Annotated in this window: 15 protein-coding genes; 6 read left to right on the top strand and 9 right to left on the bottom strand. The window is 66.5% G+C overall.

Features of this window, described 5'->3' with window-relative positions; translation table 11 throughout:
- Positions 1–2: 2 nt before the first annotated feature.
- From HAV18_RS31685 to HAV18_RS31715, 7 genes are all read right to left on the bottom strand, one after another.
- The gene (locus tag HAV18_RS31685; RefSeq protein ID WP_166963915.1) at positions 3–1,160 is read right to left on the bottom strand and encodes an ABC transporter substrate-binding protein; all 1,158 of its coding nucleotides are present in this window, start codon (positions 1,158–1,160) and stop codon (positions 3–5) included.
- A 1,133-nt stretch (positions 1,161–2,293) separates the two neighbouring features.
- Complete coding sequence (locus tag HAV18_RS31690) at positions 2,294–3,268, bottom strand: branched-chain amino acid ABC transporter permease (RefSeq protein ID WP_039351467.1); 975 nt, start codon at positions 3,266–3,268, stop codon at positions 2,294–2,296.
- Positions 3,268–4,152: a branched-chain amino acid ABC transporter permease gene (locus HAV18_RS31695; RefSeq protein ID WP_011350508.1), complete on the bottom strand. Its 885-nt coding sequence runs from the start codon at positions 4,150–4,152 to the stop codon at positions 3,268–3,270. Before HAV18_RS31695 ends, HAV18_RS31690 begins: the two co-directional genes overlap by 1 nt.
- Before the next feature lie 129 nt (positions 4,153–4,281).
- Complete coding sequence (locus tag HAV18_RS31700) at positions 4,282–5,481, bottom strand: ABC transporter substrate-binding protein (RefSeq protein ID WP_166963917.1); 1,200 nt, start codon at positions 5,479–5,481, stop codon at positions 4,282–4,284.
- Between the two features lie 76 nt (positions 5,482–5,557).
- Positions 5,558–6,313 carry an ABC transporter ATP-binding protein gene (locus tag HAV18_RS31705; protein ID WP_166963919.1) on the bottom strand — a complete coding sequence of 252 codons (756 nt, stop codon included), beginning with the start codon at positions 6,311–6,313 and terminating at the stop codon, positions 5,558–5,560.
- Positions 6,310–7,089, bottom strand: a complete 780-nt coding sequence (locus HAV18_RS31710; protein WP_021160426.1) for an ABC transporter ATP-binding protein — start codon at positions 7,087–7,089, stop codon at positions 6,310–6,312. Before HAV18_RS31710 ends, HAV18_RS31705 begins: the two co-directional genes overlap by 4 nt.
- 435 nt (positions 7,090–7,524) lie before the next feature.
- Positions 7,525–9,210: a GMC family oxidoreductase N-terminal domain-containing protein gene (locus HAV18_RS31715; RefSeq protein ID WP_166963921.1), complete on the bottom strand. Its 1,686-nt coding sequence runs from the start codon at positions 9,208–9,210 to the stop codon at positions 7,525–7,527.
- Positions 9,211–9,470: 260 nt separating this feature from the next.
- On the opposite strand from HAV18_RS31715, the gene HAV18_RS31720 reads away from it, so the two are divergent.
- Both HAV18_RS31720 and HAV18_RS31725 read left to right on the top strand, forming a co-directional pair.
- Positions 9,471–10,370: a LysR family transcriptional regulator gene (locus HAV18_RS31720; RefSeq protein ID WP_166963924.1), complete on the top strand. Its 900-nt coding sequence runs from the start codon at positions 9,471–9,473 to the stop codon at positions 10,368–10,370.
- Between the two features lie 198 nt (positions 10,371–10,568).
- Positions 10,569–11,102, top strand: a complete 534-nt coding sequence (locus HAV18_RS31725) for a class IV adenylate cyclase (RefSeq protein ID WP_166963926.1) — start codon at positions 10,569–10,571, stop codon at positions 11,100–11,102.
- A 66-nt stretch (positions 11,103–11,168) separates the two neighbouring features.
- Here HAV18_RS31725 and HAV18_RS31730 read toward each other — a convergent pair whose 3' ends face one another.
- The gene (locus tag HAV18_RS31730; RefSeq protein ID WP_060310246.1) at positions 11,169–11,654 is read right to left on the bottom strand and encodes an Lrp/AsnC family transcriptional regulator; all 486 of its coding nucleotides are present in this window, start codon (positions 11,652–11,654) and stop codon (positions 11,169–11,171) included.
- A 139-nt stretch (positions 11,655–11,793) separates the two neighbouring features.
- Between HAV18_RS31730 and phhA the strand changes: the two genes are divergently transcribed.
- Entirely contained in the window at positions 11,794–12,687 is an 894-nt protein-coding gene (phhA, locus tag HAV18_RS31735) for a phenylalanine 4-monooxygenase (RefSeq protein ID WP_243771803.1), read from the top strand.
- Positions 12,688–12,776: 89 nt separating this feature from the next.
- On the top strand, positions 12,777–13,154 hold the full coding sequence (locus tag HAV18_RS31740; RefSeq protein ID WP_279573960.1) for a 4a-hydroxytetrahydrobiopterin dehydratase: 378 nt from the start codon (positions 12,777–12,779) through the stop codon (positions 13,152–13,154).
- A 92-nt stretch (positions 13,155–13,246) separates the two neighbouring features.
- Here the strand turns inward: HAV18_RS31740 and HAV18_RS31745 are convergent, their stop codons facing one another.
- The gene (locus HAV18_RS31745) at positions 13,247–13,477 is read right to left on the bottom strand and encodes a DUF3717 domain-containing protein (protein WP_166964047.1); all 231 of its coding nucleotides are present in this window, start codon (positions 13,475–13,477) and stop codon (positions 13,247–13,249) included.
- A 122-nt stretch (positions 13,478–13,599) separates the two neighbouring features.
- On the opposite strand from HAV18_RS31745, the gene HAV18_RS31750 reads away from it, so the two are divergent.
- Both HAV18_RS31750 and HAV18_RS31755 read left to right on the top strand, forming a co-directional pair.
- Complete coding sequence (locus tag HAV18_RS31750) at positions 13,600–14,292, top strand: response regulator transcription factor (protein ID WP_006401494.1); 693 nt, start codon at positions 13,600–13,602, stop codon at positions 14,290–14,292.
- 119 nt (positions 14,293–14,411) lie between these two features.
- Entirely contained in the window at positions 14,412–15,896 is a 1,485-nt protein-coding gene (locus HAV18_RS31755) for a sensor histidine kinase (RefSeq protein WP_166963932.1), read from the top strand.
- The last annotated feature ends 76 nt before the right edge of the window (positions 15,897–15,972 follow it).

Below are 15,972 nucleotides of genomic sequence, written 5' to 3' on the forward strand. Positions count from 1 at the left end.
GCTTACTCGGCCTGCAGCTTCCACTTGCCGTCGACGATCTGCACCATCACGCGCGCACGCGTGTCGAAGCCGTTGTGATCGGTCGGCGTCATGTTGATCACGCCATGCGACACGGGCAGATCCTTCACGTTTTCGAGCGACGCGCGCAGCGCTTCGCGGAACGCTTCGGTGCCCGGCTGGCCCTTCTTCAGCGCCTCGGGAATCGCACGCTGCAGCAGCAGCCCCGCATCCCACGCATGGCCGCCGAACGTCGCCAGCGAGCCCGCGCCGTAGGCCTTCTCGTACGCAGCCTTGTAGCCGAGCGCCGGCTTCTTCACCGGATTCGAATCGGGCAGCTGGTCGGTCACGAGCACCGGGCCGGCCGGCAGGATCTCGCCTTCGCAATCCTTGCCGCACACCCGCAGGAAGTCGTTGTTCGCGACGCCGTGCGTCTGGTACACCTTGCCCTTGTAGCCGCGCTCCTTCAGCGTCTTGGCCGGCAGCGCCGCCGGCGTGCCCGAGCCGGCGATCAGCACCGCATCGGGATTCGAGCCCATCAGCTTCAGCACCTGCCCCATCACCGACGCGTCGGTACGATTGAAGCGCTCGTTCGACACGACCTTCAGGCCGTTCTTCGCGGCCGCCGCGTTGAACGTGTTGTACCAGCTGTCGCCGTACGCATCGGCGAAGCCGATGAAGCCGACCGTCTTCACGCCGTGCTTCGCCATGTAGCCGGCGATCGCATCGGCCATCAACTGGTCGTTCTGCGGCACCTTGAACATCCATGCGCGCTTCGCATCCATCGGCGCGATGATCTGCGCGCTCGCCGCGAGCGAGATCGTCGGCGTCTTGCCCTGCGACACAGGGTCGAGCATCGCGAGCGAGTTCGGCGTGACGGACGACCCGATGATCGCGTCGACGTGATCTTCATCGATCAGCTTGCGCACGTTCTGCACTGCGCGGCTCGTGTCGGATGCGTCGTCGAGCACAATGTACTGCACGCTCTTGCCCGCGATTTCCTTCGGCAGCAGCGCGATCGTGTTCTTTTCCGGAATCCCGAGCGACGCGGCCGGCCCGGTGGCCGACAGCGTCACGCCGATCTTCACCTGCGCCGACGCCGTGGCCGCCGCGCACACGAGGCCCGCGGCGAGCACGGCCTCCATCCATCGATTCATCTTCATTTACGTTGTCTCCAAACGCTGCTCGAAAAAGCCACGGGTCGCTCGGGCGGCTCCCGGTCCCCAAAACAAGTTAATAATTTAACTATCTCGCCTTGCCACGCCTACGCTCGTTTTCCCGTGAAACACCGGTACCGCAATCGCGCCCCGGCGATAGCGCGCACCCACGCGCCGCAGCGCGTTCCGAAACGGTCGTTCGACCGCCACGATGCGCGGCAGCAATGTCGTCAGGATGAAGAGAACGGAGAAAGGTAGCGCTACGCGAGACGCGATCGATGCGGACGCAACGATCGCCGGAAGGTCGGGCCGAGCCTGCTTCGGCTCCGCACGCGGGCGGTGCGAGATCGGAAAAGCGGCCGCTCATGCGAATGCAAATGCGAACGACGCGTCGGATGCGAACGCAACGACCGGACAGACCACCGTGCCGGCAAATTGCATCGGAACGCGCATACCGGCCACAGGACGGCTCGTGAAAGCCGGGGCATACCCAGGCCCCTCCGCCCCCGAACGAGCGGCGCCAGCCGCCCCTCGTACCCCGATCCTTTGTCCCGCGCTTCTCATCCAACCGTACTCCCTCTTCTGCATTGTGCTTGTAGGAGAACTGCCGACCGTTTCCCCGACCGCACGGTCGGCGAAAGCTGAGTGTAACGGACGCTTTTTGCGCACGCCAACCGGGTAAGCCCGGACGGCATGCGCACGGCTGCGCGCCGACGGCGATCGACTGGCAGGAAGGGACGAAATCGGGGGGACGGGATGACGCGCGAGTGACGCGAGGCAGAATACGGGCGCGCGGAACGCGGCGCCGCTCGCCTGCACCATCGATGGAAATTCGCGCACCAAATGAAAAAGCGCTGTTGGATTCCGTCCAACAGCGCTTTGGGGTCCGGGCACTTTGTGCCTCGATTGTCTCCTCGTTCTCCACCTGCAAATTCGTTTCGCGGTGCATCAGAACTGAGACGAAGATTAAATTACCTTTCACACTGCGACAACTTAGCATTTACCCCTATGGTGCATCGCCGCACGAAAATGGGGCAGCAGCCAGCCGCGCGGTGCCGGCCCGAGCCCGCTGCGACGCGCTTCCGGAGCGTGCCGGATGGTGCTTCGCATCAACGCCCGGTGACGCGCGCCGCACGCATTCAGGACGCCCTGAGCGGCTTGATCCGCGCGACCATTTCGCCGACGATGCCGCGCCGGAATGCGAGCACGCACGCGATGAAGATCAGCCCCGTGACGATCGTCGCCGATTCGCCGAGCGAATGGAACCACGCGACGCCCGTCGTCGATGCGAGCCATTCGCCGATGTCGCCGAGCCGGTCTTCCAGTGCGACGATCAGCGCCGCGCCCAGCAGCGGCCCGAACAGCGTGCCCATCCCGCCGACGAGCGTCATCAGCACGACGAGGCCCGACATCGTCCAGTACGCGTCCGACAGCGTCTCGAAGCCGAGCACGAGCACCTTCAGCGAGCCGGCCAGCCCCGCGATGCCCGCCGACAGGATGAACGCGAGCAGCTTGAAGCGGTCGGTGTCGTAGCCGAGCGAGATCGCGCGCGCTTCGTTCTCCTTGATCGCGACGAGCACCTGGCCGAACGGCGAATGAACGACCCGCACGATGAACGCGCACGCGGCGACCACCACCGCCAGCACGACGTAGTACAGCGCGACGTCGTTCGACAGGTCGAGCAGCCCGAACAGGTGGCCGCGCGGCACGCCCTGCAACCCGTCCTCGCCGTGCGTGAACGGCGCCTGCAGATAGATGAAGTAGACCATCTGCGCGAACGCGAGCGTGATCATCGCGAAGTAGATGCCCTGCCGGCGGATCGCGAACAGCCCGACGACGAGCCCGAGCAGCGTCGCGGCAACGGTACCGACGAGCACCCCGAGCTCCGGCGTGAAGCCGAGCGTCTGCATCGAATAACCGGTCGCATAGCCGGCGGTCGCGAGAAACATCGCATGGCCGAACGACAGCAGCCCCGTATAGCCGATCAGCAGGTTGAACGCGGCCGCGAACAGCGCGAACGTGAGCACCTTCATCACGAACACCGGATACGCGCCGATGAACGGCGCGGCAAGCAGTGCGGCGAGCAGCACGCCGTAGAGCACTTTTCTCTGCATCATTTTTCCTTGCCGAAGAGGCCCGCCGGGCGGAACAGCAGCACGATCGCCATGATCACGAACACGACGGTGGCCGACGCTTCGGGGTAGAACACGCGCGTGAAGCCCTCGATCACGCCGAGCAGCAGGCCCGTGACGATCGAGCCGAGGATCGAGCCCATCCCGCCGATCACGACCACCGCGAACACGGTGATGATCATCGGCTGGCCCATCAGCGGCGACACCTGGATCACCGGCGCGGCCAGCACGCCCGCGAACGCGGCGAGCGCGACGCCGAAGCCGTAGGTAAGCGTGATCATCATCGGCACGTTCACGCCGAATGCCTCGACGAGCTTCGGGTTCTCGGTACCCGCCCGCAGGTAGGCGCCGAGGCGCGTCTTCTCGATCACGAACCACGTCGCGAGACATACCGCGAGCGACGCGACGACCACCCATGCACGGTAGTTCGGCAGGAACATGAAACCGAGGTTGGTGGCGCCGGACAGCTGCGACGGCACGTCGTACGGCTGGCCGGACGAGCCGTAGATCGACCGGAACACGCCTTCGACGACCAGCGTGAGCCCGAACGTGAGCAGCAGCCCGTACAGGTGATCGAGCTTGTACAGCCAGCGCAGCATCGAGCGTTCGATCAGGATCCCGAACGCGCCGACCACCAGCGGCGCGATCACGAGCATCGCCCAGTACGGCAGCCCGAAGTACGACAGGCCCATCCACGCGAGCATCGCGCCCAGCATGAACAGCGCGCCGTGCGCGAAATTGATCACGTTGAGCAGCCCGAAGATCACCGCGAGCCCGAGGCTCAGGATCGCGTAGAACGAGCCGTTGACGAGCCCGAGCAGCAACTGGCTCAGCATCGCCGGTAACGGAATGCCAAAGATTTCCATCGACTTAGCCGTCAGTATGAGTTTCGTTGCGCGCGCAACTTTCGTGGGATGCGCACGCGGGCGGCGCAGCGGGGCACATCGCTGCGGTCGCCACCGTGCGGCGCGCCTGCGCGCGCCGCTACGCCGCGCTTACTTCCAAAGCGCGCAGCGCGTTTCCTGCTTGGTCCCGAACGCCTGTTCGCCCGGAATCGTCGCGAGCACCTTGTAGTAGTCCCACGGCTCCTTCGATTCCGACGGCTTCTTCACTTCCATCAGGTACATGTCGTGGATCATGCTGCCGTCCGTACGGATGTAGCCCTTCGCGTAGAAGTCGTTGATCTTGATCTTCTTCAGCTCGGCCATCACCTTGTCGGAGTCGGTCGTACCGGCAGCCTGGACGGCCTTCAGGTAAGTCGTCACCGACGAGTAGTCGGCCGCCTGCAGGCTCGACGGCATCTTCTTCATCTTGCCGAAGTAGCGCTGCGCCCACTGGCGCGACGCGGCATCGCGGTTCCAGTACCAGCTGTCGGTCAGCACGAGGCCCTGCGTCGTCTCGAGGCCGAGGCTGTGCACGTCGTCGATGAACATCAGCAGCGCGGCGAGCTTCATCGTCTTCGTAATGCCGAACTCCTTCGCGGCCTTGATCGCGTTGATCGTGTCGCCGCCCGCGTTCGCGAGGCCGAGGATCTGCGCCTTCGATGCCTGCGCCTGCAGCAGGAACGACGAGAAATCCGACGCGGACAGCGGGTGACGCACCGTGCCGAGCACCTGGCCGCCGTTCGCCTTCACGACATCCGACGTGTTCTTCTCGAGCGCCTTGCCGAACGCGTAGTCGGCGGTCAGGAAGAACCACGACTTGCCGCCCTGCTTCACCACCGCTGAACCGGTGCCCTTCGCGAGCGCCATCGTGTCGTACGCGTAGTGGACCGTGTACGGCGTGCACTGCTCGTTCGTCAGCGTGTCGGCGCCTGCGCCGATGTTGATGTAGACCTTCTTCTTCTCGCCCGCGACCTGGTTCATCGACAGCGCGGTGGCGGAGTTCGTGCCGCCGACCAGCAGGTCGAGCCCGCCGCGGTCCATCCATTCGCGCGCCTTCGACGCGGCGATGTCGGCCTTGTTCTGGTGATCGGCATAGACGACCTCGATCGGCTTGCCGAGCACCTTGCCGCCGAAATCGGCGACCGCCATGCGGATCGCCTCGAGGCCGCCCTGCCCGTCGATATCCGCGTAAAGCCCCGACATGTCGGTGATGAAGCCGATCTTCACGGTATCCGCGGCTTGCGCGGCGCCGGCGGTGAACGCGGCGCTCGCGAGCGCGAGACAGGCGTGTGCGAGGGTCTTCATTTTCATGGACGTCTCCTGTTGTTCTGATGCGTTGTGGTTATTCGAGGCCGCCACGGCTAGCGGCAAGAGAGACGGGGCAGCGTCACACCCCGAGCAGGTCGTGCAGGGTCGGCATCTTGCTCTCCAGTTCGGCCGCCTGGAAATGTTCGACGATGCTGCCGTGCTCCATCACGTAGAACCGGTCGGCGAGCGGCGCCGCGAAGCGGAAATTCTGTTCGACCATCACGATCGTGTAGCCGCGTGCCTTCAGCGCGACGATCATCCGCGCCAGCGCCTGCACGATCACCGGCGCGAGACCTTCGGAAATCTCGTCGAGCAGCAGCAGGTTCGCGCCGGTGCGCAGGATCCGCGCGACCGCGAGCATCTGCTGCTCGCCGCCGGACAGCCGGGTGCCCTGGCTCTGCCGGCGCGACGCGAGATTCGGGAACATCGCGTAGATCTCGTCGATCGACATCGCGTGATCGCGTGGCCCGATCGGCGGCGGCAGCATCAGGTTCTCCTCGCACGACAGGCTCGAGAAGATCCCGCGCTCCTCCGGGCAGTAGCCGACACCGAAATGCGCGATGCGGTGCGTCGCGAGGCCGATCGTCTCGTTGCCCGCAACCTTGATCGACCCACTGCGGCGGCCCGTGAGGCCCATGATCGCGCGCAGCGTGGTCGTGCGGCCCGCGCCGTTGCGGCCGAGCAGCGTGACGACCTCGCCGCGATGCACCGTCAGGTCGACGCCGTGCAATATGTGGGATTCCCCGTACCAGGCCTCCAGGCCCGTGATCTCCAGCGCGGGCGTACCGCTCTCGACGCCGCTCAATTCGCGTTCCTCCCGTTCGCTGTGCTTCATGCGTGCGCCCCCGCGAGCGCCGCGTCGGCGCTGCCCATGTAGGCCTCGATGACGAGCGGATTCTTCGACACTTCCGCATACGAGCCTTCGGCCAGCACCTCGCCGCGCTGCAGGACGGTGATCGTGTCGGAGATGCCCGCGATCACGTTCATGTTGTGCTCGACCATCAGGATCGTGCGGCCGCTCGCAACCTTCTTGATCAGCGCGGTCACGCGATCGACGTCCTCGTGGCCCATCCCTTGCGTGGGCTCGTCGAGCAGCATCAGTTCGGGCTCCATCGCGAGCGTGGTCGCGATCTCCAGCGCGCGCTTGCGGCCGTACGCCAGTTCGACGGTCGGCACCTGCGCGAAATCGGTGAGGCCGACCTGCGTGAGCAGATCCATCGCACGGTCGTCGAGCCGCTTGAGCGTGCGTTCGCTGCGCCAGAAATGGAATTCGGTGCCGAGCGCGCGCTGCAGGCCGATGCGCACGTTCTGCAGCGCGGTCAGGTGCGGAAAGACGGCCGAGATCTGGAACGAGCGGATGATGCCGCGCCGCGCAACCTGCGCGGGCCGCTCGTCGGTGATGTCGATCCCGTTGAAGACGATCTGGCCGGCCGTCGGCGTCAGGAATTTGGTGAGGAGGTTGAAGCAGGTCGTCTTGCCCGCGCCGTTCGGTCCGATCAACGCATGGATCGCACCGCGACGCACACGCAGGTTCACGCCGTTGACGGCCGTGAAACCCCTGAATTCCTTGGTCAGTCCGCGTGTTTCCAGAATCGTGTCGCCGAGAATCATGTTCCCTTCCGTACGAAGTCAGGCGAAGCACCGGGAAGATTCGCGAGAAGCGGCCGCGAAACAGGTCAGCGGGTGAGCAGGCTGCCCCGGGCGCCGTGTTACGCCTCGAGGGTGGTCTCCCGCGCCGACGCGTATGCACACTGCGCCACATTGTCTCGCCGTTGGTGCAGTGCAATCATCGGGATTTGCACTTATAGGGCTGGCCGCCATCTCGCGCGCGGGTGTGCACGGTTTTTCGCCATGTTTTTTTGACACGTGCATCATCGTCCGTTGCCTCTGCGCACGGCCCGGCAAGCGCGCAACAAAAAAGCCGTGCGGCTGCACGGCTTGCATGGATCTTGCCGGTAGCACGGGGGCGGCAACGGCAGCTTGTTTCGCATAGCGAATCAGCGGGCGTCATCATGACGGCCAGCTGTCGGGCGTGTCAGCGTTCCGTCACGCGGCCGTCGCCGCGGCCTCCGTTCGCACCGGCGTCGCTTCGCGCGCCGCGCGGCGATCGGCACGGATCATGTCGCTCGCGCGCTCGGCAATCATCAGCGTCGGCGAATTGGTATTGCCCGAGGTAATGAACGGCATCACCGACGCATCGACGATCCGCAGCCCGGCGATGCCGCGTACGCGCAGCCGGCTGTCGACCACCGCGCGTTCGTCGTCGGCTCGCCCCATCCGGCAGGTGCCGACCGGATGGAAGATCGTCGTGCCGACGGCGCCGGCCGCCTCGATCAGCTCTGCTTCGCTCCGGTACTGCACGCCCGGCAGGATTTCCTCGGGACGATAGCGCGCGAGCGCCGGCGCGGACGCGATCCGGCGCGTGAGGCGCAGCGCGTTCGCGGCGACGTGGCGATCGTGATCGGTCGACAGATAGTTCGGCGCGATCGCGGGCGCGACACCCGGATCGGCACTCGCGATATGCACGCTGCCGCGCGACGTCGGCCGCAGATGGCACACGGACGCCGTAAACGCGTTGAAGCTGTGCAGCGGCTCGCCGAACCGTTCGAGCGACAGCGGCTGCACGTGATATTCGAGATCGGGGCGCGTGAGTGCCGGATCGTCGGGATCGGATTTCGCGAACGCGCCGAGCTGCGACGGCGCCATCGACATCGGCCCGCGCTGCAGCAACGCATATTCGGCGCCGATCATCAGCTTGCCCCACCAGTGCGCGGACAGCGTGTTGAGCGTGCGCACGCCCTCGACACGAAACGCCATCCGCAATTGCAGGTGATCCTGCAGGTTTTCGCCGACGCCCGGCAGATCCTGCACGACGTCGATGCCGAGCGCCTGCAGCCGCCGGCCATCGCCGATGCCCGACAGTTCGAGCAGCTGCGGCGAATTCACGGCGCCGGAGGTCAGCAGCACCTCCGAGCGCGCCCGTGCAACGTAATCGGTGCCGCCGCCGTGATATTCGACGCCGACCGCGCGCCGCCCGTCGAAAATCACGCGCTGCGCGTGCGCGCCGGTGATCACGGTCAGGTTCGGGCGCGCCATCGCCGGCCGCAGGAACGCCTTCGACGTATTCCAGCGCACACCGCGCTTCTGGTTCACCTCGAAATAGCCGACCCCGGAATTGTCGCCGCGGTTGAAATCGTCGGTTGCCGGGATGCCCGTCTGCTGCGCGGCGTGCGCGAACGATTCGAGGATCTCCCAGCGCAGCCGCTGCTTCTCGACGCGCCAGTAGCCGCCCGCGCCGTGCGCGTCGCTCTCGCCCGCGTGGTGATCCTCGCTGCGCTTGAAGATCGGCAGCACGCTGTCCCACGACCAGCCGGCGTCACCGGTTTCCTGTGCCCAGCTGTCGTAATCCTCGCGCTGGCCGCGCATGTAGATCATCCCGTTGATCGACGAGCAGCCGCCGAGCACGCGGCCGCGCGGATACGACAGCACCCGGCCGTTGAGCGCCGCTTCGGGTTGCGTCTTGTACAGCCAGTCGGTGCGCGGGTTGCCGATGCAATACAGATAGCCGACCGGGATGTGGATCCAGTGATAGTCGTCCTTGCCGCCTGCTTCGAGCAGTAGCACGTGGATGTCGGGATCTTCGGTCAGGCGGTTCGCGAGCACGCAGCCCGCAGTGCCCGCGCCGACGATCACGTAGTCAAATTCGCCTTCTAGCGTGCGTTGAGTATTCACTGTGTGTCTCCGGTCCCGTGCTTCGCGGTCGACCAACGCTGACGCTTCCGTGCTTGCGCCGGCCACATTCAAAGCGCTTGTTGTTCGCCACACGGCGCGATGCCGTGTGTCATTTCCAGCATAGTGCGTCGCGCCCTTCGCGCGCGGACCTTATCCAGACCGCCCCGCACGACGCGACCGGTAAAGCGTACTCCCGCCTCCGACCGCCGATCCAATGAGTTATGCTGAACTGCGTTATAAGCTGCGCTCATATCACGACGATGGATCTCACCCTGCTCCGCGCGTTCGCGACGGTCGCGCGCGAAGGCAACCTGACGCGCGCCGCCGCGCAGCTGCACCTGACGCAGCCGGCCGTCAGCCTGCAGATCAAGCATCTGCAGGAAACGCTCGGCGTCACGCTGTTCACGCGCACGTCGCGCGGGCTCGCGCTCACGCGCGATGGCCAGACCCTGCTGCCGCATGCGGAACGTGCGCTCGCCGCGGCCGCCGACGTGCAGCGCGCTGCTGCTGCGCTTCGGCACGAGGTGCGCGGCCGGCTGCGGATCGGCACGATCCTCGATCCGGGCTTCCTGCGGCTCGGCGGCTTCCTGCGCGCACTCGTCGAAACCCACCCGCAGATCGAGACGGCACTGCGGCACGGGATGTCGGGTTGGGTCATCGAACAGGTGCGCACGCAGGCGCTCGACGTCGGCTACTACATCGGCCGGCCGGGCGAGGACGATCCGCTCGACGGCGCGCTGTTCCACACCGTCACGCTCACGCATTTCCAGTACCGCGTGCTCGCACCGGCCGGCTGGAAGGAGCGCGTGCAGCGCGCACACGACTGGCGCTCGCTTGCCACGCTGCCGTGGATCTGGACGCCGCCGGCGTCCGCGCACCACCGGCTGCTGTCGCGGCGCTTCGCCGACGCCGGCGCGCAGCCGCTCAAGGTTGCCGAGGTCGACCAGGAGCAGTCGATGCTCGACCTCGTCAAATCGGGCATCGGATTGACGCTCGCGCGCGACTCGACCGCGCTGGCCGAAGCGCACGCGCACGCGCTGACGATCGTCGAGCGCGTGACGGTGCCGACCGAGCTCACCTTCGTGACGCTTGCCGAACGGCGCGACGAACCGGCGATCGCGGCCGCGCTGCGGCTGATCGAATCCCAGTGGGCGATATGAGCGGTACTGATGAAGGTGCGCATGCCGGGCGTCGGGCGTCGGGCGTTGGGCGTTGGGCGTTGGGCGTTGGGCATCCCGCTGCCGGGCACGACACGCGTCATCGCGCCGCACCTCGCCCCTGCCGTCACGCCACCGTCTCCGCGTTTTTGCTAGATTGTGCGTTCGCACACCGCGAGACCCCGATTGAAGGAGACCCGCATGGCCCGCAACATCGAGATCAAAGCCCGCGCCCGCGAATTCGACCAGCTGCGCGAACAGGCGGCCAAGCTCGCGACCGAAGCGCCGCTGTTCTATCGCCAGCAGGATTTCTTCTATGACGTGCCGCGCGGCCGGCTGAAGCTGCGCCGCTTCGAGGACGGCACGCCGGCCGAACTGATCTTCTACCAGCGCGACGACCGCGACGGTCCGAAGGCGTCGTACTACACGCGCAGCCCGGTGACGAACCCCGACGCGATGCACGCGCTGCTCGCCACCGCGCTGACCACGCGCGGGATCGTGACGAAGGAACGGCACGTGTACCTCGCGGGCCGCACGCGCATCCATCTCGACCGCGTCGACGGCCTCGGCGATTTCATCGAACTGGAAGTCGTGCTCGGCCCCGACGACGACGAAGCCGGCGGCGAAGCCGAAGCGCACGACGTGTTCGCGAAGCTCGGCGTGTCGCAGGACGATCTTGTCGCGGTCGCGTACGTCGACCTGCTGAACGCCGACACGCCGCACGAAACGGCCTGATCCGGCCCTGCGCCGCGGCGGCGCAACCCGCGCCGCCGTCAACCCTGCCGCTGCCCTGTCGCCGCCTTATGCAGCGCCGGGCGCCAGGTGCGCGAGCGGCAGCGCGCCGTTGCGCTTGAAGGTCGTCAGCACGATGTTCGAGCGCACGCTGTCGACGCCCGGCACGCGCATCAGCTTCTTCATCACGAACTGCGACAGCGCGTTCAGGTCGGGCGCGACGATCCGCAGCAGGTAGTCCGCGTCGCCCACCACCGCATGGCATTCGAGCACTTCGGGCAGCACGTCGATCTGCTGCTGGAACTGCTCGATGATCGAATCGCCATGGTGCTTGAGCTTCAGGCTCGTGAACGCGGTGACGCCGAGCCCGAGCTTTTCGGGCCGGAGCATCACGCGGTAGCCTTCGATCACGCCGGCCGCCTCGAGCCGCTGCAGCCGTCGGCCGATCTGCGACGGCGACAGCGGCACCTCCTCGCCGAGTTGCTGATGCGTCGCACGGCCGAAGCGCTGCAGCACGTCCAGCAGCGCGAGATCGAAGTGATCGAGTTCCACCATGAGCATTCTCCGCATTGATCCTTGAATTGATGCGCGATTATCGCATCATCAAGCGAATCAACGCCAATATTACGCCCATTCCGCGCGCAGCCCGCTCTACACTTGCATGATTCCCAACCGCCACGTGCAGAGCCAGATCATGTCCACCGTCGTCACCGCGAAACTGCAGGAGCAGTTCGATGCGGGCCTCGAAACCCGCGCCGATTTCACCATCGACCAGCCGCTCGCGCGTTACGGCCAGGTCGACCACGCGGTGTGGAAGCAGCTCTATGCACGCCAGTCGGCGCTGCTGCGCGGGCGCGCATGCGACGCGTTCGTCGCGGGGCTCGGGAAGATCGACCTCCCGGCCGATCGCGTGCCGTCGTTCGCCGACGTGAACCGCCAGTTGAAGCCGGCGACGGGCTGGGAGATCGTCGCGGTGCCGGGCCTCGTGCCCGATCGCGTGTTCTTCGAGCACCTCGCGAACCGGCGCTTCCCGGTCACCTGGTGGATGCGCCGCCCCGACCAGCTCGACTACCTGCAGGAACCCGACTGCTTCCACGACCTGTTCGGCCACGTGCCGCTGCTGATCGACCCGGTATTCGCCGACTACATGCAGGCGTACGGCCGCACCGCGCTCGCGGTCGCCGACGACGAAGCGGCGCTGGCGCGCCTCGCGCGGCTCTACTGGTATACGGTGGAATTCGGGCTGATCCGCGATCCGCGCGGCACGAACGGGCTGTCGATCTACGGCGCCGGGATCGTGTCGAGCAAGGGCGAAAGCCTGTACAGCCTCGAAAGCGCGGCGCCGAACCGGCTCGGCTTCGACCTCGAGCGCGTGATGCGCACGAAGTACCGGATCGACACGTTCCAGAAGACCTACTTCGTGATCGACGATTTCGCGCAACTGTTCGCGCTCGCCGACGTCGACGGCCGCGCGCTGGCCGACCGGCTGGCGGCCCTGCCCGAGTTCGCGGCCGGCGCGGTGCTCGATACCGATCGCGTGCTGCATCGCGGCACCGGCGCAGGTTGGTCCGACGACGCCGACGCGTGACGCGCGAGCGCGCAAAGGCGCGCCGATGGTCCCCGGATGGCTGTGCCCGGATGGCCGTCCCCGGATGCCCGTCGCACAACTATGAAACAATGACCGGTGCCGGCTGCGCCGCGCGGCGCAGCCGCGCGCGGGCGCCGTTACCGAACGAGAGGTGCAAGATGATCCACAAGCTCACATCAGAAGAACGCAAGACCCGGCTCGAAGGCCTGCCGCTCTGGTCGGCCGTACCGGGCCGTGACGCGATCCAGCGCAGCCTGCGCTTCGCCGATTTCAACGAAGCGTTCGGCTTCATGACGCGCGTCGCGATCAAGGCGCAGGAAATGAACCACCATCCGGAATGGTTCAACGTGTACAACCGCGTCGACATCACGCTGTCGACCCACGACGCCGACGGCCTGACCGAACGCGACATCGAACTCGCGCTGTTCATCGACCGTGCCGGCGCGCACGCGAAACCGGCCGCCTGAAGCCTTCCTCTACCGCCGCGCGTCTTTCGATGCGCGGCGCGTCAACTTTTCATTTCGATGAACGTTTTCTAGGATGTAGTCAGCGAAAGCCTTCAGCTTTCCAAGCCATCCTTAAGGCGCACGTAAGTCTCGTATGCATTCCGTGCCTTGGGGTCCAAACCTTCCAGTTGCAGCGCGCTTTGGCGCTGTACAATCAGCAGCGCATACGGCTTGGAAAGCGCGCTGGCCTCTTCGCAGAGTTTGAGTTCGTCGCCGCTCGACGGCGAGCGGGCGCGCCAGAAATTGATCGCGGCTTCTAGGTCGTGGATCGAAATATCGGACATGATTGGATTTAATCGTTCGCTGGCCGCCATGCTTGATGTCAGGTGTTGCGGCGCCCCTGTGGAAACGGCGTCGTGCTGTCCGCGTGCCTGAACCGCCAACCCATTGTACTTGAGCGAACTTCATGCGACTCCTTCTGATCGAAGACGACCGCCCCATCGCACGCGGTATCCAGAGCAGCCTCGAGCAGGCTGGCTTCACCGTCGACATGGTGCATGACGGCATTTTTGCCGAACAGGCGCTGGCACAGAACCGCCACGAACTCGTGATCCTCGACCTCGGCCTGCCGGGCATCGACGGGATGACGCTGCTCACGCGCTTCCGCCAGACCAACCGCCACACGCCCGTCATCGTGCTGACCGCACGCGACGAACTGAACGACCGGATCCAGGGCCTGAACTCGGGCGCCGACGACTACATGCTCAAGCCGTTCGAGCCGGCCGAGCTCGAAGCGCGCATCCGCGCGGTGATGCGCCGCAGCGGCCCGCACAGCGACATGCCGCGCCCGGAAGTGTCGCTCGGCGGCGTCCGCCTGTCGGGCGTCGACCGCCGCATCTTCAACGACGACAAGCCGCTCGAACTGTCGCCGCGTGAATTCGCGGTGCTCGAGATGCTGCTGCTGCGTCACGGCCGCGTCGTCAGCAAGGCCCAGCTGCAGGATCACCTCACGCACTTCGGCGGCGATCTCGGCGACACCGCGATCGAAGTCTACGTGCACCGGGTGCGCAAGAAACTCGAGCAGTGCCGGGTCGAAATCGTCACCGTGCGCGGCTTCGGCTACCTGCTGCAGGAAATCCGCCAGACGGCGAGCGTCTGAGCCGCGGTGCGGCGCGCCGGCCGGCCTGGGCCGCCGGCGCACCCACCCTGCCCGCATCGCCGCCCGGCGTACGACCGCGCCGCTCCCCGTGAGCGGCGCTTATCCATTTGCCCGTCGAAATGTCACCTGATCCGGCCGTGACCACCAGCCTGCGCCGCTCGCTGCTCCGGCGCCTCGCCGCCCCGCTGTCGATGCTCGCGCTGATGAGCGGCCTGATTGCCTACTGGCTCGCGTGGCAATACACGCAACACGTGATCGACCGCTCGCTCGCCGATCTCGCGACCGCCATTTCCAAACAGATCCAGATTGCCGGCCCCGACGCGCCGTTCACGGTGCCGCCGCTCGCGCAGGCGATGTTCTCCGATCCCGCCGAGGCGCTGATCTACCGGATCAGCGACGGTGAGCAGGAACTCGCCGGCGATCCGAAGCTGCCGCTGCAGGGCATCAACGTGCGCCGCATGCATCACGCGTACGTGTTCGAGGCCGAATACGACAACCGCGCGGTGCGCGTCGCGCAGGTGCGCGTCGACGATGTCGAAGGCGGCAAGCCGATGGTCGTCGAGGTCGCGCAGCCGGTGCGGCACCGCTACCGGATCGCGGCCGAATTCCTCGTCGCGATCATGATGCCGCTGCTGCTGCTGCTGCTCGCGGGCTGGGGCATCGTCTGGCGCGTCGTCAACCAGCAGCTCGGCCCGCTCACGCATCTGGCCGATTCACTGAACCGGCAGACCCACACGTCGCTGGAACCGGTCGACGAAACCGAGGTACCGCTGGAAATCCGGCCGCTGACGAGCGCGATGAACGCCCTGCTCGGCCGCCTGAAGACCGCGCTCGACGCGCAGCGCAAGTTCATCGCCGATGCCGCGCACCAGTTGCGCACGCCGCTCACGGCCGTGAAGCTGCACGCGGAGCAAGCGGCCGTGGCACGCGACCCGCACCAGACCTTCACCGCGGTGCGCGAGCTGCGCGCGGCCGCCGATCGCGCGGTACGGCTGTCGAACCAGTTGCTGTCGCTCGCTCGTGCGGAACCGGGCGAACAGGCCGCGCGGTTCGTCGACGTCGATCTCGCGGCGATGGCGTTCGAGACCGGCGCCGAATGGGTGCCGCGCGCACTCGCGTCGCACGTCGACCTCGGCTTCCAGCGTTCCGACGATCCTGTTGAAGACGAGAAGCTGGTCGTGCGCGGCAACCCCGTGCTGCTGCGCGAGGTGATCGCTAACCTGCTCGACAATGCGCTGAAGTATGTGCCGCTCGCGCGGCCGGACGGTGCGCGGATCACCGTGAACGTAGCACGCGGCGCGCTCGAGGACGGCCAGCCGGCCGCCGAGATCGTCGTCGAGGACAACGGCCCCGGCGTGCCCGCCAACCAGCAGGCCGACCTGTTCAAGCGCTTCTTCCGCGGCGACGCGCAAAGCGGCAACGGCGTCGAGACGGGCGCCGGGCTCGGCCTTGCGATCGTGCACGACATCATCGCGATGCATGGCGGCACCGTGTCGTACGAGGATGCATCGGAAGGCGGCTCGCGCTTCGTGGTGAGGGTGCCGCTGACTGCGCGCCCGGAGAAGCCGGCCAGCGAAACCCCGGCCGCCGCGTCGACGCACTGAGCGATTCGCGGCCAGCGGCCGTTGGCCGGGCCGCGCGCCGGAGGGGGAAGGTGCCAAGCACGGCTGCGCGATGCGG

Source organism: Burkholderia sp. D-99 (genome assembly GCF_011605345.1).
Classification (GTDB): Bacteria; Pseudomonadota; Gammaproteobacteria; order Burkholderiales; family Burkholderiaceae; genus Burkholderia.

Coding starts and splice junctions, on each gene's coding strand:
- HAV18_RS31745 (WP_166964047.1), bottom strand. CDS start 13,477: ATGTCCGATATTTCGATCCACGACCTAGAAGCCGCGATCAATTTCTGG.
- HAV18_RS31730 (WP_060310246.1), bottom strand. CDS start 11,654: ATGGTGGAACTCGATCACTTCGATCTCGCGCTGCTGGACGTGCTGCAG.
- HAV18_RS31710 (WP_021160426.1), bottom strand. CDS start 7,089: ATGATTCTCGGCGACACGATTCTGGAAACACGCGGACTGACCAAGGAA.
- HAV18_RS31695 (WP_011350508.1), bottom strand. CDS start 4,152: ATGGAAATCTTTGGCATTCCGTTACCGGCGATGCTGAGCCAGTTGCTG.
- HAV18_RS31685 (WP_166963915.1), bottom strand. CDS start 1,160: ATGAAGATGAATCGATGGATGGAGGCCGTGCTCGCCGCGGGCCTCGTG.
- HAV18_RS31700 (WP_166963917.1), bottom strand. CDS start 5,481: ATGAAAATGAAGACCCTCGCACACGCCTGTCTCGCGCTCGCGAGCGCC.
- HAV18_RS31725 (WP_166963926.1), top strand. CDS start 10,569: ATGGCCCGCAACATCGAGATCAAAGCCCGCGCCCGCGAATTCGACCAG.
- HAV18_RS31690 (WP_039351467.1), bottom strand. CDS start 3,268: ATGCAGAGAAAAGTGCTCTACGGCGTGCTGCTCGCCGCACTGCTTGCC.
- HAV18_RS31740 (WP_279573960.1), top strand. CDS start 12,777: ATGACCGGTGCCGGCTGCGCCGCGCGGCGCAGCCGCGCGCGGGCGCCG.
- phhA (WP_243771803.1), top strand. CDS start 11,794: ATGTCCACCGTCGTCACCGCGAAACTGCAGGAGCAGTTCGATGCGGGC.
- HAV18_RS31720 (WP_166963924.1), top strand. CDS start 9,471: ATGGATCTCACCCTGCTCCGCGCGTTCGCGACGGTCGCGCGCGAAGGC.
- HAV18_RS31750 (WP_006401494.1), top strand. CDS start 13,600: ATGCGACTCCTTCTGATCGAAGACGACCGCCCCATCGCACGCGGTATC.
- HAV18_RS31705 (WP_166963919.1), bottom strand. CDS start 6,313: ATGAAGCACAGCGAACGGGAGGAACGCGAATTGAGCGGCGTCGAGAGC.
- HAV18_RS31755 (WP_166963932.1), top strand. CDS start 14,412: ATGTCACCTGATCCGGCCGTGACCACCAGCCTGCGCCGCTCGCTGCTC.